This is a genomic window from Bacillus sp. JH7, from assembly GCF_001563515.1.
GTDB classification, from domain to species: domain Bacteria; phylum Bacillota; class Bacilli; order Bacillales; family Bacillaceae_G; genus Bacillus_A; species Bacillus_A cereus.
The window spans coordinates 24,413-46,817 of sequence record NZ_LPUS01000034.1 but is presented as its reverse complement, the minus strand read 5'-3'; the positions used below and the strand labels follow the sequence as shown (position 1 = coordinate 46,817).

Below are 22,405 nucleotides of genomic sequence, written 5' to 3'. Positions count from 1 at the left end.
GAGTGGTTTATAAGCGGATTTTTGAAATGCCCCTTCGAGTCTTCTGCTGAACAGCGAATTGCTTCGTGGGATGTCTTAGGCCGCAAAGTAAGCAGGAGCGGTGTACACCGTTATCATGGATGAGTTTGAGGCTTTTTTAAGCCTAAACAGAGTGGAACCGCGCTTAAAAGGCGTCTCTGTCAATATGACAGAGACGCCTTTTTTTTATACCGTGTAAATAGGTATGAATATAGAATTTATCTCCTTATATAAAGAATTAGGGGAGAAGTGATGAGTTAGGGGAGTTAGTTCGTTCGACAAAAAAGCAGCCCATAAAGGGGAGGGAACACCGATGTTTAAGAGGCTTCGGGAAGATATTGAAGTCGTTTTTGAACAGGATCCAGCGGCAAGAGGTTATTTCGAAGTCATTTTAACTTACTCTGGATTACATGCAGTTTGGGCCCATCGAATTGCACATGCTTTTTATAAAAGAAATTTTTTCTTTCTTGCACGTTTTGTTTCACAAGTGAGCCGCTTTTTTACTGGCATTGAGATCCATCCAGGAGCAACTATTGGTCGACGCTTTTTTATAGATCATGGAATGGGAGTTGTAATTGGAGAAACTTGTGAAATTGGTGATAATGTAACGATTTATCAAGGGGTTACATTAGGTGGTACAGGAAAAGAAAAAGGGAAGAGGCACCCAACAATTCAGGATAATGTATTAATTGCGACAGGTGCTAAAGTTCTTGGGTCTATTACTGTGGGAGAGAATTCTAAAATCGGAGCAGGGTCTGTCGTATTAAAAGAAGTTCCTGCACATTCTACAGTTGTAGGTATACCTGGCCGTGTCGTTATTCAAAATGGAGTAAAGATTGGTCAAGAATTAAATCACTCTGACCTTCCAGATCCGATTTTTGATAAATTAAAGGCTATGGAAGTAGAACTTGATAAATTGAAGAAACAATTGGAATTAAAGGTAGAAAGGAAGGATAAAAATGACTATTCACATTTATAATACGTTAACACGTCAAAAAGAAGAGTTTGTTCCATTAGAAGAAAATAAGGTAAAGATGTATGTATGCGGACCTACAGTTTATAACTACATTCATATTGGGAATGCAAGACCTCCTATGGTATTCGATACAGTGCGTCGTTATTTAGAATACAAAGGATACGATGTGCAATATGTATCTAACTTTACGGACGTAGATGATAAATTAATTAAAGCGGCAAATGAATTAGGTGAAGATGTACCAACGATTGCTGATCGTTTTGTTGAAGCGTACTTTGAAGATGTAACAGCACTAGGTTGCAAACACGCAACAGTTCATCCTCGTGTAACAGAAAATATGGATATCATTATTGAATTTATTCAAGAACTTGTGAATAAAGGGTATGCATATGAATCAGAGGGTGATGTGTACTTTAAGACGAAGGAATTCGAAGGTTACGGTAAATTATCACATCAACCAATCGCAGATTTACGTCACGGTGCTCGTATTGAGGTAGGGGAAAAGAAACAAGACCCTCTTGATTTTGCTTTATGGAAAGCTGCGAAAGAAGGAGAAATCTTCTGGGAAAGCCCTTGGGGGCAAGGACGTCCAGGATGGCATATTGAATGCTCAGCAATGGCGCGTAAGTATTTAGGGGATACAATTGACATTCATGCTGGTGGGCAAGACTTGGCGTTCCCGCATCATGAAAATGAAATTGCGCAGTCAGAGGCATTGACTGGAAAAACGTTTGCACGTTACTGGATGCATAATGGATATATTAATATTAACAATGAGAAGATGTCTAAATCGCTGGGTAACTTTATTTTAGTTCACGATATTATTAAGCAATACGACCCGCAGTTAATTAGATTCTTTATGTTATCAGTACACTATCGTCACCCGATTAACTTTAGTGAAGAGTTATTACAAAGTACGAATAATGGACTGGAAAGAATTAAAACAGCTTATGGAAACTTAAAGCATCGTATGGAGAGTAGTACGGATTTAACGGACCATAATGAGAAATGGTTAGCTGAAATAGAGAAATTCCAGACTGCATTTGAAGAGGCAATGAATGATGACTTTAACACTGCAAATGCAATTACCGAATTATACAACGTAGCAAATCATGCAAATCAATATTTACTTGAAGAGCATACATCTAAAGTTGTGATTGAAGCATACGTAAAACAACTGGAAACGTTATTTGATATTTTAGGATTAGAATTATCAAAAGAAGAATTACTGGATGAAGAAATTGAAGAGCTTATCCAAAAGCGCATTGAAGCTCGTAAAAATCGCGATTTCGCATTGTCTGATCAAATTCGTGACGATTTAAAAGAACGTAATATTATTTTAGAAGATACCGCTCAAGGTACAAGATGGAAAAGAGGATAAGGATGATTGATGCAAAGCAATTAAACAGCTTGGCGTTAGCGTATATGGGTGATGCGGTATATGAACAATATATCCGCTATCACCTCCTTCAAAAAGGAAAAGTTCGCCCTAATCAATTACATCGCTTAGGGACGAGCTTTGTTTCAGCAAAAGCACAGGCGAAAGTTGTTTATCATTTATTAGAGACGGCATTTTTGACAGAGGAAGAAGAGGCGGTATTAAGAAGAGGGCGTAATGCAAATTCAGGTACAGTTCCGAAAAATACGGATGTACAAACATATCGACATAGTACAGCCTTTGAAGCACTAATTGGTTATCATCATTTATTAAATAATCGTGAAAGATTAGACGAAATTGTATATAAGGCAATTGCAGTTTTAGAAGAAAAGGAAGGGGGCACATCATCATGACTAGTGAATATATTATCGGACGTAACCCTGTAATTGAAGCGTTAAGATCAGGGAGAGATATTAATAAAATTTGGATCGCAGAAGGTGCTGCCAAAGGACAAGTACAAATTGTACTAGCGTTAGCGAAAGAAAATAAGATTATTTTACAACATGCACCAAAGAAAAAGTTAGATCAATTAGTTGAGGGTAATCATCAAGGTGTAATTGCTCAAGTAGCTGCATATCAGTATGCAGAGTTAGAAGATTTATTCAAAGTGGCAGAAAAACGTAATGAAGATCCGTTCTTCTTGATTTTAGATGAGATTGAAGATCCGCATAACCTAGGTTCTATTATGCGTACTGCTGATGCAACAGGAGCTCATGGAATTATTATTCCGAAGAGAAGAGCTGTGGGACTTACCGCATCAGTTGCGAAAGCATCAACAGGAGCGATTGAATACATTCCTGTTGCGCGCGTAACAAACTTATCTCGTACAATTGATGAATTAAAAGAGCGTGGACTTTGGATTGCTGGTACAGATGCCAAAGGGAAAACGGATTACCGTAATTTAGATGGTACAATGCCGATTGGATTAGTAATTGGTAGTGAAGGAAAAGGTATGAGTCGTATTATTGGTGAAAAGTGTGATTTCTTAATCACTCTACCGATGGTTGGTAAAGTTACATCCTTAAATGCTTCAGTAGCCGCAAGTTTGTTAATGTATGAGGTATATCGTAAACGTCACGAAATTGGTAAATAAAAAATGAACGATATTTTAATCGTTGACGGCTACAACATTATCGGAGCTTGGGGAGATTTGAAGAAACTGCGGGATGTAGATTTACAATCATCAAGAGATGCGCTTATTGATAAGATGGCGGATTATCAAGGTTATACAGGCACAAAAGTGATGATAGTCTTTGATGCCTATACAGTCCATGGTATTGAGAAAAAGATGAAACAATCTCGTGTAGAAGTAATATTCACACGAAAGAATCAAACTGCAGACGAAAAGATAGAGCAACTTGCGATAGAGCTTAGAAATATAAATACACAAATATATGTTGCGACTTCTGATTATACAGAACAATGGGTTATATTTGGGCAAGGTGCCCTTCGAAAATCTGCGCGTGAATTAGAGTTGGAAGTACAAGCGATGGAACAACAAGTAAGAAGGCGTACAAAAGACACGAAAGAACAGCAGCCCGCCATGCGAAAGATATTTAGTAAGGATATTACAGAAAAATTAGAAAAATTAAGAAGAGGAGAGCGTTGAAGCATTGACGCTCTTTATCTTTTTACTGTATAATATTGCTAAATAAATAGCGGTCGGAGGGATCAAGGTGGAAGCAGGCTTCGTAAGTATAGGCGACGTTACATTTCGTGATTTAGAGGATGAGGCAATCGTTGAGTTAGTTCGAAAAGGTAATACTGACGCTCTAGAATATTTAATTCACAAGTATAAGAACTTTGTTCGTGCGAAATCAAGATCTTACTTTTTAGTGGGTGCCGATCGAGAAGACATTGTTCAAGAAGGTATGATAGGGTTGTTTAAAGCAATTCGTGATTATAAAGAGGACAAGCTGTCTTCATTCAAAGCATTTGCTGAACTATGTATCACTCGACAAATTATTACCGCTATTAAAACGGCAACAAGACAAAAACATATTCCTTTAAATTCGTATGTGTCTTTAGATAAGCCGATTTACGATGAGGAATCTGATCGAACGTTATTGGATGTTATTTCTGAAGCGAAGGTGACTGATCCTGAAGAGATGATCATTAGCCAGGAAGAATATACAGACATAGAATCAAAAATATCTGAATTATTAAGCGATTTAGAAAGAAAAGTGCTTTCTTTATATTTAGATGGTCGTTCTTATCAAGAGATTTCAGAACAGTTAAACAGGCATGTGAAATCTATTGATAACGCTTTACAAAGAGTAAAGAGGAAATTGGAACGATATATGGAAATGAGAGAAAGTACAACTTTAAATTCATAAGAAGTAACAAGTGCTGCAGGTGTAAAATAAATCACCTGTTTTCTTTTGTAGAGAGTACAAAATGCATGTCATTGACATTGTCTTTTATTGTATGATACATTTTTAGGGACATAATGTTACAAGGTTGGTGTAACTAATGAGGAAAAAAGTTGTACTCTCATGTGAAGAGTGTAAAAATCGAAACTACTCTACTATGAAAGATACGAGCTCAATAGAGCGACTTGAAATAAAAAAGTTTTGTAAAACATGCAATCAGCATACAGTTCACAAGGAAACAAAATAAATAATTGAAATAATACACTGGAGGTCCCGCAGATGCGTTTAACGAACTTTTTCGGCGATGTAGGTCGCGAAATGAAAAAAGTAAGTTGGCCTAAAAAAGATGAATTACTCCGCTCAACAGCGACTGTTGTTGCTACAGTTGTGTTCTTTGCGATTTTCTTCGCAGTAGTTGATATGGGCATTTCTTCTTTAATTCGGTTAATTCTTGGTTAATTCTTGAATAAGAAGCACTTATCCATGATATAATGTTATTTATAAGAACTGTGTAAAAGCCCGGTGAACGGGTTTTTTCATTTGCGCAAAAAAATGTACGTCAGGGAGGGAAGGACGCTCGTCCTAAATGAATGGAAAAAAGTTGGTATGTTGTCCATACTTATTCTGGATATGAAAATAAAGTAAAAGCAAACCTAGAGAAACGTGTAGAATCAATGGGTATGCAAGATAAAATTTTCCGTGTTGTTGTCCCGGAAGAAGTAGAAGTAGAAATGAAAAACGGAAAAGAAAAATTAATGAAAAGAAAAGTGTTCCCAGGTTATGTATTAGTAGAATTAATCATGACTGATGACTCTTGGTATGTTGTACGTAACACGCCGGGTGTAACTGGGTTCGTTGGTTCTTCTGGTTCTGGATCTAAACCATCACCTCTATTAGAAGAGGAAGTTGTTACCATTATGAAACATATGGGAATGGACAACGAAGTGGTTGATTTCGACTTTGAACTTCATGAGACAGTACGTGTAAATGAGGGGCCATTCGCAGATTATACAGGTGCTATTGAAGAAATTGATGTGGAGAAGAAAAAGGTTAGCGTGCTTGTGGATATGTTTGGTCGCGAGACTCCAGTTGAACTTGACTTCCATCAAATTGAAAAATTATAAAATGAAACTTGAAATGAATTGTAAAAAGTGATAATATCTTTTAAGTCAGTACGTCTTCGTTATCGGAGACGTTTTTTGAAAGATTTTATCCTTACAGATAAAATATGACGTGGGAGGGCAAATCACTGTCCAATTGACCACATCACGGACTTAAGGAGGTGTGTCTCGTGGCTAAAAAGGTAATTAAAATGGTAAAGCTTCAAATTCCTGCAGGTAAAGCTAACCCAGCTCCACCAGTTGGTCCAGCATTAGGACAAGCAGGTGTTAACATCATGGGCTTCTGTAAAGAGTTTAACGCTCGTACAGCAGATCAAGCTGGTCTTATCATCCCTGTTGAAATTACGGTATTTGAGGACCGTTCATTCACTTTCATTACTAAAACTCCTCCTGCTGCTGTTCTTCTTAAGAAAGTAGCTGGTATTGAGTCTGGTTCTGGTGAACCAAACCGTAATAAAGTGGCAACTGTTAAGCGTGATAAAGTACGCGAAATCGCTGAAACTAAAATGCCTGACCTAAACGCTGCTAGCGTAGAAGCTGCAATGCGTATGGTTGAAGGTACTGCACGCAGTATGGGCATCGTTATCGAAGACTAATTCGATTTGTTTTTAAAAAAGGTTGCGGGTCTGGAATTCCAATTCGCAACCTTTATTATCGTAAATGATTATCGTTTTTAAATAAATGGATGGCGCTCATCCTCAGGTTATACCTGAAAACAGGCGTAAACGTGGGAGGTTATTCCGCTAAAACCACATTCGAGGAGGAAATAAAAATGGCTAAAAGAGGTAAAAAGTACGTAGAAGCTGCAAAGCTTGTTGATCGTGCAGCTGCTTACTCTGCAACAGAAGCAGTAGAATTAGTAAAGAAAACAAACACAGCTAAATTTGATGCAACTGTAGAAGCTGCATTCCGTTTAGGTGTTGACCCTAAGAAAGCTGACCAACAAATCCGTGGTGCAGTTGTTCTTCCACACGGTACTGGTAAAGTACAACGTGTATTAGTATTTGCTAAAGGTGAAAAAGCTAAAGAAGCTGAAGCTGCTGGAGCTGACTTCGTAGGCGATACTGATTACATCGGTAAAATCCAACAAGGTTGGTTCGATTTCGATGTAGTAGTAGCAACTCCTGACATGATGGGTGAAGTTGGTAAACTTGGTCGCGTATTAGGACCTAAAGGTTTAATGCCAAACCCTAAAACTGGAACAGTTACTTTCGATGTAACTAAAGCTGTTAACGAAATCAAAGCTGGTAAAGTTGAATACCGCGTTGATAAAGCTGGTAACATCCACGTTCCAATCGGTAAAGTATCTTTCGAAGATGCTAAATTAGTAGAAAACTTCAAAACAATTGCTGACACTTTACAAAAAGTTAAGCCAGCTGCTGCAAAAGGTACTTACATGAAGAATGTAACAGTTGCTTCTACAATGGGACCTGGCGTACGTGTAGACGTTTCTACATTAGCGTAAATTTTGGAAGTTGACTTCATAAAGAAGTTTTAATATAATCATTTATGTTGTGAATTTAATTAGTGTACCGTAGACAGTAGGTGTCAATAGACTTAATTTCCTACCTAGGTGTTAATATACGAAGCGGAATCTTTTTTCTGTGACTATATGCCTCCATGTCTACAAGTTGGGCATGGAGGTTTTTAGTGCACTTTCGGTACATCTTCTATATAATCTACAGGAGGTGTAATAACATGAGCAAAGTAATCGAAACTAAACAACAAGTTGTAACTGAAATCGCGGACAAACTTCGCGCTAGTAAATCTACAATCGTTGTTGACTACCGTGGTTTAACAGTTTCTGAAGCAACAGAATTACGTAAGCAATTACGTGAAGCTGGCGTTGAGTTCAAAGTTTACAAAAACTCTCTAACTCGTCGTGCTGCAGAATCTGCTGAAATGGCTGAGTTAAATGAATTCTTAACAGGACCAAACGCAATCGCGTTCAGTAACGAGGATGTAGTTGCTCCTGCGAAAGTATTAAATGACTTCGCTAAAGATCATGAAGCTTTAGAAATTAAAGCGGGCGTAATCGAAGGTAAACTTGTAACACTTGATGAGGTTAAAGCAATCGCTACTCTTCCATCACGTGAAGGCTTACTTTCTATGCTTCTTAGCGTTCTTCAAGCTCCAATCCGTAACCTTGCACTTGCTACTAAAGCAGTTGCAGACCAAAAGGAAGAGCAAGGCGCTTAATTTTTTAAAAGATAATTACGTATTATCGATAAAACAATACAAACCTATTTAAGGGAGGATATTTACAATGACTAAAGAACAAATCATTGAAGCAGTTAAATCTATGACTGTATTAGAACTTAACGACTTAGTAAAAGCTATCGAGGAAGAATTCGGCGTAACTGCTGCTGCTCCTGTAGCTGTTGCTGGTGGCGCTGGAGAAGCTGCTGCTGAGAAAACTGAATTTGATGTGGAACTAACTAGCGCTGGTGCACAAAAAATCAAAGTTATCAAAGTTGTTCGTGAAATCACTGGTCTTGGCTTAAAAGAAGCTAAAGAATTAGTTGACAACACTCCAAAAGTAATCAAAGAAGCTGCTGCTAAAGAAGAAGCTGAAGAAATCAAAGCTAAACTTGAAGAAGTTGGCGCTGCTGTAGAAGTTAAGTAATTAACTTTTGATGCTTTAAAAAAGCTCGCTCTCATGCGAGCTTTTTTTTTAACTGTAAAGAAAAGAGGTGGCCATATGGCAGACCATTATTTTTCTAACGACCCTTCTAGTAAAAGTGATCGTAAGCGATGGGAGTTTGCCCTTCGTGGATCTCGATTCACTTTCTTATCTGACCATGGGGTGTTCTCGAAAAACGAAGTGGACTTTGGTTCCCGTCTTTTAATTGAAGCGTTTCAAATGCCAGATATTAAAGGTGATATATTAGACGTAGGTTGCGGATACGGTCCTATTGGTTTGTCGTTAGCGAAAGAGTTTCAAGGTCGTGAAGTTCACATGGTGGATGTGAACGAGAGGGCACTTGGGCTTGCGAAAGAAAACGCCGCTAATAACAAAATCGAGAATATACGTATTTTTCAAAGTAGCGTCTATGAAAATGTAGATGGTAAGTATGCTGCTATTCTATCTAACCCTCCAATTCGTGCGGGTAAAGATATCGTACATGAGATTTTAGAAAAAGCTGTGGAGTATTTAGTTCCAGATGGAGAGCTTTGGATTGTTATTCAAAAGAAACAAGGTGCACCGTCTGCGCTAAAAAAACTAGAAGAAGTATTTTCTGAAGTTGAGGTTGTAGAAAAGAAAAAAGGATATTATATCATAAAATCAAAAAAACGTTGACGGTTATTTTTGGCTATGTTAACATTATACAATGCCAATATATGATTTTCTGCGTTGAGAAAGATGTATATTTTTGTTTCTCTTGGAAAAGATAGTAAAATCAGCAGATTATGAAACAGAATGATGGTTTTCTTATAGAAGCCATTTTTCTTTTTTGAGCAGGTAGAAAGACTCAACGTATTTATCTTTAAGAGAAAGAGACTACGCTAATAGCAGTAGTTGTATTTATTTGTGATTTTGCACAAATTTTTTTGTGCATTTATAATACTCATGATTTGAGGGGTGAAGCAGTTGACAGGTCAACTAGTTCAATACGGACGCCACCGCCAACGAAGAAGTTATGCCCGTATTAGTGAAGTATTAGAGTTACCAAATCTTATCGAAATTCAAACCTCTTCTTATCAGTGGTTTCTTGATGAGGGTTTGCGAGAAATGTTCCAAGACATTTCTCCGATTGAAGACTTTACGGGAAATCTATCGCTTGAATTTATCGACTACAGCTTAGGTGAACCTAAATACTCTGTAGACGAATGCAAAGAGCGTGATGTGACGTATGCAGCACCACTTCGTGTAAAAGTGCGTCTAATCAACAAGGAAACTGGTGAAGTAAAAGAACAAGATGTGTTCATGGGAGATTTCCCACTCATGACAGAGACTGGAACATTCGTAATTAACGGTGCAGAACGTGTTATCGTTTCCCAGTTAGTTCGCTCTCCAAGCGTATACTATAGTGGCAAAGTGGATAAAAACGGAAAACGTGGTTTTACTGCTACTGTAATTCCAAACCGCGGAGCTTGGTTAGAGTATGAGACAGATGCTAAGGATGTTGTATATGTGCGTATTGACCGTACGCGTAAACTTCCTGTAACTGTTTTGTTACGCGCATTAGGGTTTGGCTCTGATCAAGAAATCACCGAGCTTTTAGGTGATAACGAATACTTAAGCAACACATTAGAAAAAGACAACACAGATAGCACAGAAAAAGCATTGCTTGAAATTTATGAGCGTCTACGTCCTGGTGAACCACCAACAGTAGAAAACGCTAAGAGCTTACTTGTGTCTCGTTTCTTCGATCCAAAGCGCTACGATTTAGCAAATGTAGGTCGCTATAAGATCAACAAGAAGTTACACATTAAAAACAGATTGTTTAATCAACGTTTAGCTGAAACATTAGTGGATCCAGAAACTGGTGAAATTTTAGCGGCAGAAGGAACAATCTTAGATCGTCGTACACTTGATCGCATTTTACCTTACTTAGAGAAAAACATTGGATTCAAAACAGCGAAACCAATGGGTGGAGTGGTAGAAGGCGATGTTGAGCTGCAATCTATTAAGATTTATGCTCCTGAGTCGGAAGGCGAACGCGTAATTAATGTAATTGGTAATGCAAACATTACTCGTGATGTGAAACACATCACACCAGGTGATATCCTTGCTTCTATCAGTTACTTCTTCAACCTACTATACAAAGTAGGGGATACAGATGATATTGACCATTTAGGAAACCGTCGTCTGCGTTCTGTTGGAGAACTATTACAAAATCAATTCCGTATCGGTCTTTCTCGTATGGAACGTGTTGTTCGTGAGAGAATGTCGATCCAAGATACAAATGCGATTACACCACAGGCACTAATTAATATTCGTCCTGTTATTGCATCTATTAAAGAGTTCTTCGGAAGTTCTCAGTTATCTCAGTTTATGGACCAAACAAACCCATTAGCAGAGTTAACTCACAAACGAAGACTATCTGCATTAGGACCTGGTGGTTTAACGCGTGAGCGCGCAGGCTTTGAAGTGCGTGACGTTCATTACTCTCACTACGGTCGTATGTGTCCGATTGAAACACCAGAGGGACCAAACATCGGTTTGATTAACTCATTATCTTCGTTCGCGAAAGTAAATGAGTTTGGTTTCATTGAAACACCATACCGTCGTGTTGACCCAGAAACTGGTCTTGTAACAGGGCATGTTGATTACTTAACAGCAGATGAAGAAGATAATTATGTTGTAGCCCAAGCGAATATGAAATTATCTGACGAAGGTGAATTCCTAAGTGAAGATATCGTAGCTCGTTTCCGTGGTGAAAACATTGTCACAAATAGAGAACGCATCGACTACATGGATGTATCTCCAAAACAAGTAGTGTCGGCAGCGACAGCTTGTATTCCGTTCTTAGAAAACGATGACTCTAACCGCGCACTTATGGGAGCGAACATGCAACGTCAGGCGGTTCCGTTAATGAATCCGGAATCTCCGATTGTAGGTACAGGTATGGAGTACGTATCAGCAAAAGACTCAGGTGCTGCAGTAATCTGTAAACATCCTGGTGTTGTTGAGCGCGTAGAAGCACGTGAAGTTTGGGTACGTCGCTATGTAGAAGTTGACGGTCAAACAGTAAAAGGCGACTTAGATCGCTACAAAATGCAAAAATTCATTCGTTCTAACCAAGGAACTTGTTACAACCAACGTCCAATCGTAAGTGTTGGAAATGAAGTTGTAAAAGGTGAAATCCTTGCGGATGGTCCTTCTATGGAATTAGGTGAACTAGCACTTGGACGTAACGTGCTTGTTGGCTTCATGACTTGGGACGGTTATAACTACGAGGATGCGATCATCATGAGTGAGCGCCTTGTAAAAGATGATGTGTACACTTCTATTCATATTGAAGAATATGAATCAGAAGCTCGTGATACGAAGCTTGGACCAGAAGAAATTACACGTGACATTCCAAACGTTGGGGAAGACGCATTACGTAACCTTGACGAGCGCGGTATCATTCGCGTTGGTGCTGAAGTAAAAGATGGAGATTTACTTGTTGGTAAAGTAACACCTAAAGGTGTAACAGAATTAACAGCTGAAGAACGTCTATTACATGCTATCTTTGGAGAAAAAGCGCGTGAAGTACGTGATACATCACTACGTGTACCACACGGTGGTGGCGGTATTATCTTAGACGTAAAAGTATTCAACCGTGAAGATGGCGATGAATTGCCACCAGGCGTGAATCAACTTGTACGTGCATATATCGTTCAAAAACGTAAAATTTCTGAAGGTGACAAGATGGCCGGACGTCACGGTAACAAAGGTGTTATTTCTCGTATTTTACCAGAAGAAGATATGCCTTACTTACCAGACGGTACGCCAATCGATATCATGTTAAACCCATTAGGGGTACCATCTCGTATGAATATCGGTCAGGTATTAGAGCTTCATCTTGGTATGGCAGCAAGATACCTTGGCATTCACATTGCAACACCAGTATTCGATGGTGCTCGTGAGGAAGATGTTTGGGGCACAATTGAAGAAGCTGGTATGGCAAATGACGCGAAAACAATCCTGTATGACGGACGTACTGGTGAACCATTCGATAACCGCGTATCTGTTGGTGTCATGTATATGATCAAACTTGCGCACATGGTTGACGATAAACTTCATGCTCGTTCTACTGGACCATACTCACTTGTAACGCAGCAACCTCTTGGAGGTAAAGCTCAGTTCGGTGGACAGCGTTTCGGTGAGATGGAGGTTTGGGCACTTGAAGCTTACGGTGCTGCTTATACTCTTCAAGAAATCTTAACAGTGAAGTCTGATGATGTTGTTGGACGTGTTAAGACTTATGAAGCAATTGTTAAAGGCGAAAATGTTCCAGAACCAGGCGTTCCTGAATCATTCAAAGTATTGATTAAAGAGCTGCAAAGTTTAGGTATGGACGTTAAAATGATGTCTAGCGACGATACAGAAATTGAAATGCGTGATACAGAAGATGACGATGATCATCAATCAGCAGATAAATTGAATGTCGAAGTTGAGACAACTAAGGAATAATTGGGATAACCTGTAGACTAAAAGGGAGGTAGGCCCCTTGATAGATGTAAATAACTTTGAATATATGAAGATTGGACTTGCTTCACCTGACAAGATTCGTTCTTGGTCATACGGTGAAGTTAAGAAACCAGAAACTATTAACTATCGTACGTTAAAGCCTGAAAAAGATGGCTTGTTCTGTGAGCGTATTTTCGGACCACAAAAGGACTGGGAATGTCATTGCGGAAAATACAAACGTGTACGTTATAAAGGTGTAGTTTGTGATCGATGTGGCGTTGAAGTAACGCGTGCAAAAGTACGTCGTGAACGTATGGGTCATATTGAATTAGCTGCTCCTGTATCTCATATTTGGTATTTCAAAGGTATCCCGAGCCGCATGGGACTTGTCTTAGACATGTCCCCTCGCGCGCTTGAAGAAGTAATTTATTTCGCTTCTTATGTTGTAACAGAAAGTGGAGATACACCACTTGATAAGAAGCAATTACTTTCTGAAAAAGAATACCGTGCATATCGTGATCGATATGGTAGCACATTCCAAGCTGCTATGGGTGCAGAAGCAATTAAAAAGCTACTACAAGACATCGATTTAGATAAAGAAGTAGACTTCTTAAAAGAAGAATTAAAAACAGCACAAGGACAACGCCGTACTCGTGCTATTAAACGTCTAGAAGTATTAGAAGCATTCCGTAACTCTGGAAATGAACCGTCTTGGATGATCTTAGATGTTCTACCAGTAATTCCACCAGAACTACGCCCAATGGTACAGTTAGACGGTGGACGTTTTGCTACTTCTGACTTAAACGACTTATACCGTCGTGTAATTAACCGTAACAATCGTTTAAAACGTCTATTGGACTTAGGTGCACCAAGCATCATCGTTCAAAACGAAAAACGTATGTTACAAGAAGCTGTAGACGCATTAATCGATAATGGTCGTCGTGGCCGTCCAGTTACTGGACCAGGTAACCGTCCATTAAAATCACTATCTCACATGCTTAAAGGTAAACAAGGACGTTTCCGTCAAAACTTATTAGGTAAACGTGTTGACTACTCTGGTCGTTCTGTAATCGTTGTAGGACCGAACTTAAAGATGTATCAATGTGGATTACCAAAAGAAATGGCGCTTGAACTGTTCAAACCTTTCGTAATGAAAGAGTTAGTTGAAAAAGGATTAGCACATAACATTAAGAGTGCGAAACGTAAAATCGAGCGTGTACAACCTGAAGTTTGGGACGTTTTAGAGTCTGTGATTAAAGAACATCCAGTACTTCTAAACCGCGCACCAACACTTCACCGTCTTGGTATCCAGGCGTTTGAACCTACATTAGTAGAAGGTCGCGCAATCCGTCTTCACCCACTTGTATGTACTGCATACAACGCGGACTTTGACGGTGACCAAATGGCCGTTCACGTACCTTTATCATCAGAAGCTCAAGCTGAAGCTCGTCTTCTTATGTTAGCGGCACAAAACATCTTGAACCCGAAAGACGGTAAACCAGTTGTTACTCCATCTCAGGATATGGTATTAGGTAACTATTACTTAACACTTGAGCGTGAAGGTGCAATCGGTGAAGGTATGGTCTTCAAAGATGCAAACGAAGCATTGCTTGCATATCAAAATGGATATGTTCATCTTCATACACGTGTTGCAGTAGCTGCAAGTGCAGTAAACAACGCAACATTTACTGAAGAGCAAAAGAGTATGCTTCTATTAACAACAGTTGGTAAATTAATATTTAACGAAATCTTACCAGAGTCGTTCCCTTATATTAATGAACCAACAAATTCAAACCTTGAAAAAGAAACACCAGCGAAATATTTCGTTGAAAAAGGTGCGAACATTAAAGAAATTATTGCTAGTCGCGAAGAAGTGGCGCCATTTAGCAAGAAAATCCTTGGTAACATCATTGCGGAAGTATTCAAACGTTTCCAAATTACAGAAACGTCTCGCATGCTTGACCGTATGAAAAACTTAGGATTCAAGTACTCTACAAAAGCTGGTATTACAGTTGGGGTATCTGACATTCTTGTATTAGGCGAAAAAGATGAAATTCTCCACGAAGCACAAGCAAAAGTAGATAATGTAATTAAACAATTCCGTCGCGGTTTAATCACGGAAGAAGAACGTTACGATCGCGTTATCTCTATTTGGAGTAATGCAAAAGATGTTATCCAAGGAAAACTGATGAAATCCTTGAATAAACGCAACCCAATCTTCATGATGAGTGACTCAGGTGCCCGTGGTAACGCATCTAACTTTACTCAGCTTGCTGGTATGCGTGGTCTTATGGCCAATCCATCTGGTCGTATCATCGAACTTCCAATCAAATCGAGTTTCCGTGAAGGTTTAACAGTACTTGAGTACTTCATCTCTACGCACGGTGCGCGTAAAGGTCTTGCTGATACAGCACTTAAAACTGCCGATTCTGGTTACTTAACACGTCGTCTTGTTGACGTTGCACAAGATGTAATCGTTCGTGAAGATGATTGTGGAACAGATCGCGGTTTATTAATCGGTGCGATTAAAGAGGGTAATGAAGTTATCGAGTCATTATATGATCGTCTTGTTGGACGTTTTGCAAGAAAAACTGTAAAACATCCTGAAACAGGTGAAGTATTAGTTGCTGAAAATCAATTAATTACTGAAGATATCGCTCATATCGTTGAAAATTCGGGTGTTGAAACTGTAAACATTCGTTCAGCGTTTACGTGTAACACTCGCCACGGTGTATGTAAGAAGTGTTACGGTCGTAACTTAGCAACTGGAACAGACGTAGAAGTAGGAGAAGCGGTAGGTATTATCGCAGCTCAATCTATCGGTGAGCCAGGTACACAGTTAACGATGCGTACATTCCATACAGGTGGGGTTGCCGGAGATGATATCACTCAAGGTTTACCTCGTATCCAAGAGATCTTCGAAGCTCGTAATCCGAAAGGTCAGGCAGTTATCAGTGAAATCGACGGTGTTATCGCAGCGATCAACGACGTTAAAGATCGCCAAGAAGTAGTTGTACAGGGTGAAGTTGAAGCTCGTACGTATGCTATTCCTTACGGTGCTCGTCTGAAAGTAACTCCAGGACAGCCAATTAGCCACGGTAAAGAGTTAACAGAAGGTTCTATTGATCCGAAAGAATTACTAAAAGTAACGGACATTACGGCGGTTCAAGAATACTTATTACGTGAAGTTCAAAAAGTATACCGTATGCAAGGGGTAGAAATTGGTGACAAACACGTAGAAGTAATGGTACGTCAAATGTTACGTAAAGTTCGTGTAAGTGATGCAGGTGAAACAGATGTATTACCAGGAACATTACTAGATATCCATCAGTTCACTGATGCGAATGCTAAGGTCTTACTGCAAGGTAAGCAACCAGCAACAGCTAGACCTGTTCTACTTGGTATTACAAAAGCTTCACTTGAAACAGATTCATTCTTATCTGCAGCATCGTTCCAAGAAACAACTCGTGTCTTAACTGATGCAGCAATTAAGGGTAAACGCGATGAACTTCTAGGATTAAAAGAAAATGTTATTATCGGTAAACTTGTTCCTGCTGGAACAGGTATGAATCGTTATCGCAAAGTGGATCTTGTAAAAACAACACAAGATGACATGAATGTAGAAAACGATGAGGTTTATGTGGAACAGTAAAATTTTCCGGCATAAATTTTGTATAAAAACAATTAATCTTAGTTGACATTGTATGAGTCAAAATGTTACTATAATCAAGGTTGCTCCTGAACGATGCTTTGGAGGATATTTATATGTCTTATCAAAAAGTATCAACTGCTGAAAATGTAGTCGTTGGTCATAAACGCACATTGGAGGCAATCAAAAATGGTACAGTTAAAGAAGTTGTCATCGCAGAGGATGCTGACATGCGGTTAACCCATGCTATCATTCGTGTTGCAATGCAATATAACGTGCCCATAACAAAAGTTGAATCAGTTCGTAAGCTTGGTAAAGCTTCGGGGATTCAAGTGGGAGCTTCAGCAATAGGAATAATAAGTTAAAACTGTTTTTGTGAGGAGAGAGCATTTGCTCTTCCTTGCAAAAACTTTGTTTTCAACTAATAATGAACCACCTGGATATGTGGTCATACAAACATGCGAAGGGAGGATAATCAAATGCCTACTATTAACCAATTAGTGAGAAATGGTCGTACTGATAAAGTATGGAAATCTAAATCACCTGCGTTAAACAAAGGTTTTAACTCTTTAAAGAAAAAATCAACTGATATCTCTGCACCTCAAAAACGTGGTGTATGTACTCGTGTTGGTACAATGACTCCAAAGAAACCTAACTCAGCGTTACGTAAATACGCTCGTGTACGTTTAACAAACGGTATCGAGGTTACAGCTTACATCCCAGGTATCGGTCATAACCTACAAGAGCATAGCGTAGTATTAATTCGCGGTGGTCGTGTAAAGGATTTACCGGGGGTACGTTACCACATCGTTCGTGGTGCGCTTGACACAGCTGGTGTTGACAAACGTATGCAAGGACGTTCTAAATATGGTACTAAGAGACCAAAACCTGCTAAAAAATAATAACTTTAAAATGAAAGGAGGAACTCAATATGCCTCGTAAAGGACCTGTTGCGAAACGTGACGTGTTACCAGATCCAATGTACAATTCGAAGCTAGTAACACGCCTTATCAACAAAATGATGGTTGACGGTAAAAAAGGTAAATCTCAAACAATTCTTTATAATGCGTTCGATATCGTAAACGAACGTACTGGTAAAGAGCCAATGGAAGTATTCGAGCAAGCTCTTAAGAACATCATGCCTGTTCTTGAAGTACGCGCTCGTCGTGTTGGTGGTGCTAACTACCAAGTTCCAGTTGAGGTTCGTCCAGAACGCCGTACAACTTTAGGTCTTCGTTGGTTAGTAAACTACGCTCGTCTTCGTGGTGAAAAAACTATGGAAGAGCGTCTTGCTAACGAAATCTTAGATGCAGCTAACAACGCTGGTGCATCTGTTAAGAAACGTGAAGACACTCATAAAATGGCAGAAGCTAACAAAGCATTTGCTCATTACCGTTGGTAGGATTCAACGTAAAATAAATGTAAGCATAAACCGCTTTATTTGTCGCTTATGGAAGTGTGGAGAGGGAGAATGCCTCTCCCTTTCATCGGGCGCTCGTTTTACATAATGAGAGTACTGGACATACTGACATGTGTAACAATATAAAGTGGCTTTTTTGCTACTTAAAATAAAAAAATCCAATCCATATATGGAAGGAGCAAGACACCAAATGGCAAGAGAGTTCTCTTTAGAAAACACTCGTAATATTGGTATCATGGCTCACATCGATGCTGGTAAAACAACAGCAACTGAGCGTATTCTGTACTACACAGGACGTATTCATAAAATCGGTGAAACTCACGAAGGTGCATCTCAGATGGACTGGATGGAGCAAGAGCAAGAGCGTGGTATCACAATTACTTCTGCTGCAACTACAGCACAATGGAAAGGTCATCGTGTAAACATCATTGATACTCCAGGACACGTAGATTTCACAGTAGAAGTAGAACGTTCTTTACGCGTACTTGATGGCGCTGTAGCAGTACTTGATGCGCAATCTGGTGTAGAACCACAAACAGAAACTGTTTGGCGTCAGGCTACTACTTACGGCGTACCTCGTATCGTATTCGTTAACAAAATGGATAAGATCGGTGCAGATTTCTTATACTCTGTAGGAACAATCCACGATCGTTTACAAGCAAACGCACATCCAATTCAGTTACCAATCGGTGCTGAAGATGAGTTCAATGGTATCATTGACCTTGTTGAAGAGTGTGCTTACATGTACGGTAACGATTTAGGAACAGACATTCAACGTGTTGAAATTCCTGAAGAGCACAAAGAATTAGCTGAAGAATACCGTGGAAAACTTATTGAAGCGGTAGCTGAGCTTGATGAAGAAATGATGATGAAGTACCTAGAAGGTGAAGAAATCACTGTAGAAGAGCTTAAAGCTGGTATCCGTAAGGCTACAACTTCTGTAGAATTCTTCCCAGTAATCTGTGGTTCTGCATTCAAAAACAAAGGTGTTCAAATTCTGTTAGACGCAGTTATCGACTACCTTCCATCTCCACTAGATGTACCTGCTATTAAAGGTACTCTACCGGATACAGATGAAGAAGTAGAACGTAAGTCTAGCGATGAAGAACCATTCGCAGCTTTAGCATTCAAAATCATGACTGACCCTTATGTTGGTAAGTTAACGTTCTTCCGTGTGTACTCTGGTGTGTTAAACTCTGGATCATACGTGAAAAACTCAACTAAAGGTAAGCGTGAGCGTGTAGGTCGTATCCTACAAATGCACGCTAACAGCCGTGAAGAGATTTCAACAGTTTACGCTGGTGATATCGCTGCTGCTGTAGGTTTAAAAGATACTACTACTGGTGATACTCTTTGTGACGAGAAGAGCCTTGTTATCCTTGAGTCTATGGAATTCCCAGAGCCAGTTATCTCTGTAGCTATCGAACCAAAATCTAAAGCTGACCAAGATAAAATGGGTACAGCATTATCTAAGCTTTCTGAAGAAGATCCAACATTCCGTGCTCACACTGACCAAGAAACTGGCCAAACTATCATCGCTGGTATGGGTGAACTTCACCTTGATATCATCGTTGACCGTATGCGTCGTGAATTCAAAGTGGAAGCAAACGTTGGTGCTCCTCAGGTAGCATACCGTGAGACTTTCCGCGCTGCTGCGAAAGTTGAAGGTAAGTTCGCTCGTCAATCTGGTGGTCGTGGACAATTCGGTCACGTTTGGATTGAGTTTGAACCTAACGAAGAAGGTAAAGGATTCGAATTCGAAAACAAGATCGTCGGTGGTGTAGTTCCTCGTGAATACATCCCAGCTGTTGGAGCAGGTCTTGAAGATGCACTTAAAAATGGTGTACTAGCTGGTTATCCACTAGTTGACATTAAAGCTGCATTAGTTGACGGATCTTACCATGATGTCGATTCATCTGAGATGGCGTTCAAAATCGCTGCATCTATGGCACTTAAAGCTGCGGTTTCTAAATGTAGCCCAGTAATTCTTGAGCCAATGATGAAAGTTGAAGTTGTAATTCCTGAAGAGTACATGGGTGACATTATGGGTGACGTAACATCTCGTCGTGGACGTGTAGAAGGTATGGAAGCTCGCGGTAACGCACAAGTTGTTCGCGCTATGGTTCCACTTTCTGAAATGTTCGGTTATGCAACGTCATTACGTTCTAACACTCAAGGACGCGGAACATTCTCTATGGTGTTTGACCACTATGAAGAAGTACCAAAGTCTGTTTCTGAAGAAATTATCAAAAAAAATAAAGGTGAATAATTGATTTTTATCGATTGTTCAAGTATAACTACTTATGTAAGCTTAGAAAGTGGGACGTAAGTTTCACTTTCTAGTCTAAATATAAAATAACCTATATAAACTAAGGAGGAATTTAGAATGGCTAAAGCTAAATTCGAACGTTCTAAACCCCATGTTAACATCGGTACAATCGGCCACGTTGACCATGGTAAAACTACATTAACTGCTGCGATCACTACAGTTCTTGCAAAAGCTGGTGGTGCTGAAGCACGCGGATACGATCAAATCGATGCTGCTCCAGAAGAAAGAGAGCGCGGTATCACAATCTCAACTGCACACGTTGAGTACGAAACTGAAACTCGTCACTATGCACACGTTGACTGCCCAGGTCACGCTGACTATGTTAAAAACATGATCACTGGTGCTGCTCAAATGGACGGCGGTATCTTAGTAGTATCTGCTGCTGATGGCCCAATGCCTCAAACACGTGAGCACATCCTTCTTTCTCGTCAAGTAGGTGTTCCTTACATCGTTGTATTCTTAAACAAATGCGACATGGTAGATGACGAAGAATTATTAGAATTAGTAGAAATGGAAGTTCGCGACCTATTATCTGAATACGGATTCCCAGGCGACGACATTCCTGTAATCAAAGGTTCTGCTCTTAAAGCTCTTCAAGGAGAAGCTGATTGGGAAGCAAAAATCATTGAATTAATGGCTGAAGTTGATGCTTACATCCCAACTCCAGAACGTGAAACTGACAAACCATTCTTAATGCCTGTAGAGGACGTATTCTCTATCACAGGTCGTGGTACAGTTGCTACTGGTCGTGTTGAGCGCGGTATCGTTAAAGTTGGTGACGTAGTAGAAATCATCGGTCTTGCTGAAGAAAATGCTTCTACAACTGTAACTGGTGTAGAGATGTTCCGTAAACTTCTTGACCAAGCTCAAGCTGGAGACAACATCGGTGCTTTACTTCGTGGGGTTGCTCGTGAAGACATCCAACGTGGACAAGTACTTGCAAAAAGCGGTTCTGTAAAAGCTCACGCTAAATTCAAAGCTGAAGTTTTCGTATTATCTAAAGAAGAAGGTGGACGTCACACTCCATTCTTCGCTAACTACCGTCCTCAGTTCTACTTCCGTACAACTGACGTAACTGGTATCATCCAATTACCAGAAGGTACTGAAATGGTAATGCCTGGTGACAACATCGAAATGACTATCGAACTTATCGCTCCAATCGCTATCGAAGAGGGAACTAAATTCTCTATTCGTGAAGGTGGACGTACAGTAGGTTACGGTGTAGTTGCTACTATCGTTGAGTAATCTTAACTGATATAAAAAAACCTAAGGGATTTTCCCTTAGGTTTTTTGTTTGCGTTTATATAAGGGAGAAGAGAGTGTTTTTTTTGTTTTGACGAGTTTCTTCTATAGTAATATAAAAACAACAAAAGATAATCCAGAAACTGTAAAATGAATTCTGTTAGATGAAAACTTGAAATTCTTTAAAGTGCCATGTATAATAGCAAAAGTAGAGAAAAGCAGATGCAAACAAAAAGATGCTTGCATCTAGACGAATAACATTGTATAATAGACAATGTTGGTCTTTGACTGCGATGAAGTGGAAGGTTGCTGACACACCCGGCCGCTTTGCCATGGCATGGTGTGGGGAAATTTCCATGGAGAAGGTCTATTTTAGAAATAGGCGAACGAAGGAGGGAAAATAATGGCAAAAGAAAAAATTCGTATCCGTTTAAAAGCTTACGATCACCGTATTCTTGATCAGTCAGCTGAGAAAATTGTAGAAACAGCTAAGCGTTCTGGGGCAACAGTTTCTGGTCCGATCCCATTACCAACTGAAAAAACTGTTTACACAATTCTTCGTGCTGTTCATAAGTACAAAGATTCTCGTGAGCAATTCGAAATGCGCACGCACAAACGTCTAATCGACATCGTGAGTCCTACTCCACAAACAGTAGATTCATTAATGCGTTTAGACTTACCATCTGGTGTAGATATCGAAATCAAACTATAATTTAT

At 39.5% G+C, this 22,405-nt stretch carries 22 protein-coding genes and 2 other annotated features (1 of these 24 only partly in view); all 22 genes read left to right on the top strand.

Annotated elements, in window-relative coordinates; genetic code table 11:
• Positions 1-181, top strand: a binding site (T-box leader); it begins 66 nt to the left of the window's first position.
• Between the two features lie 150 nt (positions 182-331).
• Complete coding sequence (gene cysE / locus AU379_RS27800) at positions 332-997, top strand: serine O-acetyltransferase (protein ID WP_000476497.1); 666 nt, start codon at positions 332-334, stop codon at positions 995-997.
• Positions 978-2,375 carry a cysteine--tRNA ligase gene (gene cysS, locus AU379_RS27795; protein WP_000152276.1) on the top strand — a complete coding sequence of 466 codons (1,398 nt, stop codon included), beginning with the start codon at positions 978-980 and terminating at the stop codon, positions 2,373-2,375. Before cysE ends, cysS begins: the two co-directional genes overlap by 20 nt.
• Positions 2,376-2,377: 2 nt before the next feature.
• Positions 2,378-2,785 carry a Mini-ribonuclease 3 gene (locus AU379_RS27790; protein ID WP_000564261.1) on the top strand — a complete coding sequence of 136 codons (408 nt, stop codon included), beginning with the start codon at positions 2,378-2,380 and terminating at the stop codon, positions 2,783-2,785.
• On the top strand, positions 2,782-3,525 hold the full coding sequence (gene rlmB, locus AU379_RS27785; RefSeq protein ID WP_000200237.1) for a 23S rRNA (guanosine(2251)-2'-O)-methyltransferase RlmB: 744 nt from the start codon (positions 2,782-2,784) through the stop codon (positions 3,523-3,525). Before AU379_RS27790 ends, rlmB begins: the two co-directional genes overlap by 4 nt.
• 3 nt (positions 3,526-3,528) lie before the next feature.
• Positions 3,529-4,041: an NYN domain-containing protein gene (locus AU379_RS27780; protein WP_000997886.1), complete on the top strand. Its 513-nt coding sequence runs from the start codon at positions 3,529-3,531 to the stop codon at positions 4,039-4,041.
• 67 nt (positions 4,042-4,108) lie between these two features.
• Positions 4,109-4,768: an RNA polymerase sporulation sigma factor SigH gene (locus AU379_RS27775; RefSeq protein WP_000387193.1), complete on the top strand. Its 660-nt coding sequence runs from the start codon at positions 4,109-4,111 to the stop codon at positions 4,766-4,768.
• A gap of 136 nt (positions 4,769-4,904) precedes the next feature.
• Positions 4,905-5,051, top strand: a complete 147-nt coding sequence (rpmG, locus tag AU379_RS30175) for a 50S ribosomal protein L33 (RefSeq protein WP_014481927.1) — start codon at positions 4,905-4,907, stop codon at positions 5,049-5,051.
• 32 nt (positions 5,052-5,083) lie between these two features.
• On the top strand, positions 5,084-5,263 hold the full coding sequence (gene secE, locus AU379_RS27770) for a preprotein translocase subunit SecE (RefSeq protein ID WP_001241323.1): 180 nt from the start codon (positions 5,084-5,086) through the stop codon (positions 5,261-5,263).
• A 131-nt stretch (positions 5,264-5,394) separates the two neighbouring features.
• Entirely contained in the window at positions 5,395-5,928 is a 534-nt protein-coding gene (gene nusG / locus AU379_RS27765) for a transcription termination/antitermination protein NusG (RefSeq protein ID WP_000415794.1), read from the top strand.
• A gap of 167 nt (positions 5,929-6,095) precedes the next feature.
• Complete coding sequence (rplK, locus tag AU379_RS27760; RefSeq protein ID WP_001085872.1) at positions 6,096-6,521, top strand: 50S ribosomal protein L11; 426 nt, start codon at positions 6,096-6,098, stop codon at positions 6,519-6,521.
• 176 nt (positions 6,522-6,697) lie between these two features.
• Complete coding sequence (gene rplA, locus AU379_RS27755; protein ID WP_001987630.1) at positions 6,698-7,390, top strand: 50S ribosomal protein L1; 693 nt, start codon at positions 6,698-6,700, stop codon at positions 7,388-7,390.
• A gap of 49 nt (positions 7,391-7,439) precedes the next feature.
• Positions 7,440-7,584 (top strand) — a sequence feature (ribosomal protein L10 leader region).
• Positions 7,585-7,623: 39 nt separating this feature from the next.
• Positions 7,624-8,124: a 50S ribosomal protein L10 gene (gene rplJ / locus AU379_RS27750; RefSeq protein ID WP_000048716.1), complete on the top strand. Its 501-nt coding sequence runs from the start codon at positions 7,624-7,626 to the stop codon at positions 8,122-8,124.
• Between the two features lie 67 nt (positions 8,125-8,191).
• Positions 8,192-8,551, top strand: coding sequence for a 50S ribosomal protein L7/L12 (gene rplL / locus AU379_RS27745; RefSeq protein ID WP_000159736.1), 360 nt, complete (start codon positions 8,192-8,194; stop codon positions 8,549-8,551).
• A 75-nt stretch (positions 8,552-8,626) separates the two neighbouring features.
• Complete coding sequence (locus AU379_RS27740) at positions 8,627-9,226, top strand: class I SAM-dependent methyltransferase (RefSeq protein ID WP_000763262.1); 600 nt, start codon at positions 8,627-8,629, stop codon at positions 9,224-9,226.
• 291 nt (positions 9,227-9,517) lie between these two features.
• A complete protein-coding gene (gene rpoB, locus AU379_RS27735; RefSeq protein ID WP_000147553.1) occupies positions 9,518-13,051 on the top strand; it encodes a DNA-directed RNA polymerase subunit beta in 3,534 nt (1,177 codons plus the stop codon).
• A gap of 37 nt (positions 13,052-13,088) precedes the next feature.
• Positions 13,089-16,700, top strand: coding sequence for a DNA-directed RNA polymerase subunit beta' (rpoC, locus tag AU379_RS27730; protein ID WP_000567939.1), 3,612 nt, complete (start codon positions 13,089-13,091; stop codon positions 16,698-16,700).
• A 113-nt stretch (positions 16,701-16,813) separates the two neighbouring features.
• Positions 16,814-17,062 carry a 50S ribosomal protein L7ae-like protein gene (locus tag AU379_RS27725; protein ID WP_000121837.1) on the top strand — a complete coding sequence of 83 codons (249 nt, stop codon included), beginning with the start codon at positions 16,814-16,816 and terminating at the stop codon, positions 17,060-17,062.
• A 114-nt stretch (positions 17,063-17,176) separates the two neighbouring features.
• Complete coding sequence (rpsL, locus tag AU379_RS27720) at positions 17,177-17,599, top strand: 30S ribosomal protein S12 (RefSeq protein WP_001142341.1); 423 nt, start codon at positions 17,177-17,179, stop codon at positions 17,597-17,599.
• A 29-nt stretch (positions 17,600-17,628) separates the two neighbouring features.
• Positions 17,629-18,099, top strand: coding sequence for a 30S ribosomal protein S7 (gene rpsG, locus AU379_RS27715; RefSeq protein ID WP_001137491.1), 471 nt, complete (start codon positions 17,629-17,631; stop codon positions 18,097-18,099).
• A gap of 208 nt (positions 18,100-18,307) precedes the next feature.
• Complete coding sequence (gene fusA / locus AU379_RS27710; RefSeq protein WP_000090370.1) at positions 18,308-20,386, top strand: elongation factor G; 2,079 nt, start codon at positions 18,308-18,310, stop codon at positions 20,384-20,386.
• Positions 20,387-20,503: 117 nt separating this feature from the next.
• Positions 20,504-21,691: an elongation factor Tu gene (gene tuf, locus AU379_RS27705; RefSeq protein WP_001029614.1), complete on the top strand. Its 1,188-nt coding sequence runs from the start codon at positions 20,504-20,506 to the stop codon at positions 21,689-21,691.
• Positions 21,692-22,091: 400 nt separating this feature from the next.
• A complete protein-coding gene (gene rpsJ / locus AU379_RS27700) occupies positions 22,092-22,400 on the top strand; it encodes a 30S ribosomal protein S10 (RefSeq protein ID WP_001040596.1) in 309 nt (102 codons plus the stop codon).
• The last annotated feature ends 5 nt before the right edge of the window (positions 22,401-22,405 follow it).

Bases quoted from the DNA above. Each gene is read 5' to 3' on its own strand.
- cysE (WP_000476497.1), top strand. From the start codon at position 332: ATGTTTAAGAGGCTTCGGGAAGATATTGAAGTCGTTTTTGAACAGGAT.
- cysS (WP_000152276.1), top strand. From the start codon at position 978: ATGACTATTCACATTTATAATACGTTAACACGTCAAAAAGAAGAGTTT.
- AU379_RS27790 (WP_000564261.1), top strand. From the start codon at position 2,378: ATGATTGATGCAAAGCAATTAAACAGCTTGGCGTTAGCGTATATGGGT.
- rlmB (WP_000200237.1), top strand. From the start codon at position 2,782: ATGACTAGTGAATATATTATCGGACGTAACCCTGTAATTGAAGCGTTA.
- AU379_RS27780 (WP_000997886.1), top strand. From the start codon at position 3,529: ATGAACGATATTTTAATCGTTGACGGCTACAACATTATCGGAGCTTGG.
- rpmG (WP_014481927.1), top strand. From the start codon at position 4,905: ATGAGGAAAAAAGTTGTACTCTCATGTGAAGAGTGTAAAAATCGAAAC.
- secE (WP_001241323.1), top strand. From the start codon at position 5,084: ATGCGTTTAACGAACTTTTTCGGCGATGTAGGTCGCGAAATGAAAAAA.
- nusG (WP_000415794.1), top strand. From the start codon at position 5,395: ATGGAAAAAAGTTGGTATGTTGTCCATACTTATTCTGGATATGAAAAT.
- rplA (WP_001987630.1), top strand. From the start codon at position 6,698: ATGGCTAAAAGAGGTAAAAAGTACGTAGAAGCTGCAAAGCTTGTTGAT.
- rplJ (WP_000048716.1), top strand. From the start codon at position 7,624: ATGAGCAAAGTAATCGAAACTAAACAACAAGTTGTAACTGAAATCGCG.
- rplL (WP_000159736.1), top strand. From the start codon at position 8,192: ATGACTAAAGAACAAATCATTGAAGCAGTTAAATCTATGACTGTATTA.
- AU379_RS27740 (WP_000763262.1), top strand. From the start codon at position 8,627: ATGGCAGACCATTATTTTTCTAACGACCCTTCTAGTAAAAGTGATCGT.
- AU379_RS27725 (WP_000121837.1), top strand. From the start codon at position 16,814: ATGTCTTATCAAAAAGTATCAACTGCTGAAAATGTAGTCGTTGGTCAT.
- rpsL (WP_001142341.1), top strand. From the start codon at position 17,177: ATGCCTACTATTAACCAATTAGTGAGAAATGGTCGTACTGATAAAGTA.
- rpsG (WP_001137491.1), top strand. From the start codon at position 17,629: ATGCCTCGTAAAGGACCTGTTGCGAAACGTGACGTGTTACCAGATCCA.
- fusA (WP_000090370.1), top strand. From the start codon at position 18,308: ATGGCAAGAGAGTTCTCTTTAGAAAACACTCGTAATATTGGTATCATG.
- tuf (WP_001029614.1), top strand. From the start codon at position 20,504: ATGGCTAAAGCTAAATTCGAACGTTCTAAACCCCATGTTAACATCGGT.
- rpsJ (WP_001040596.1), top strand. From the start codon at position 22,092: ATGGCAAAAGAAAAAATTCGTATCCGTTTAAAAGCTTACGATCACCGT.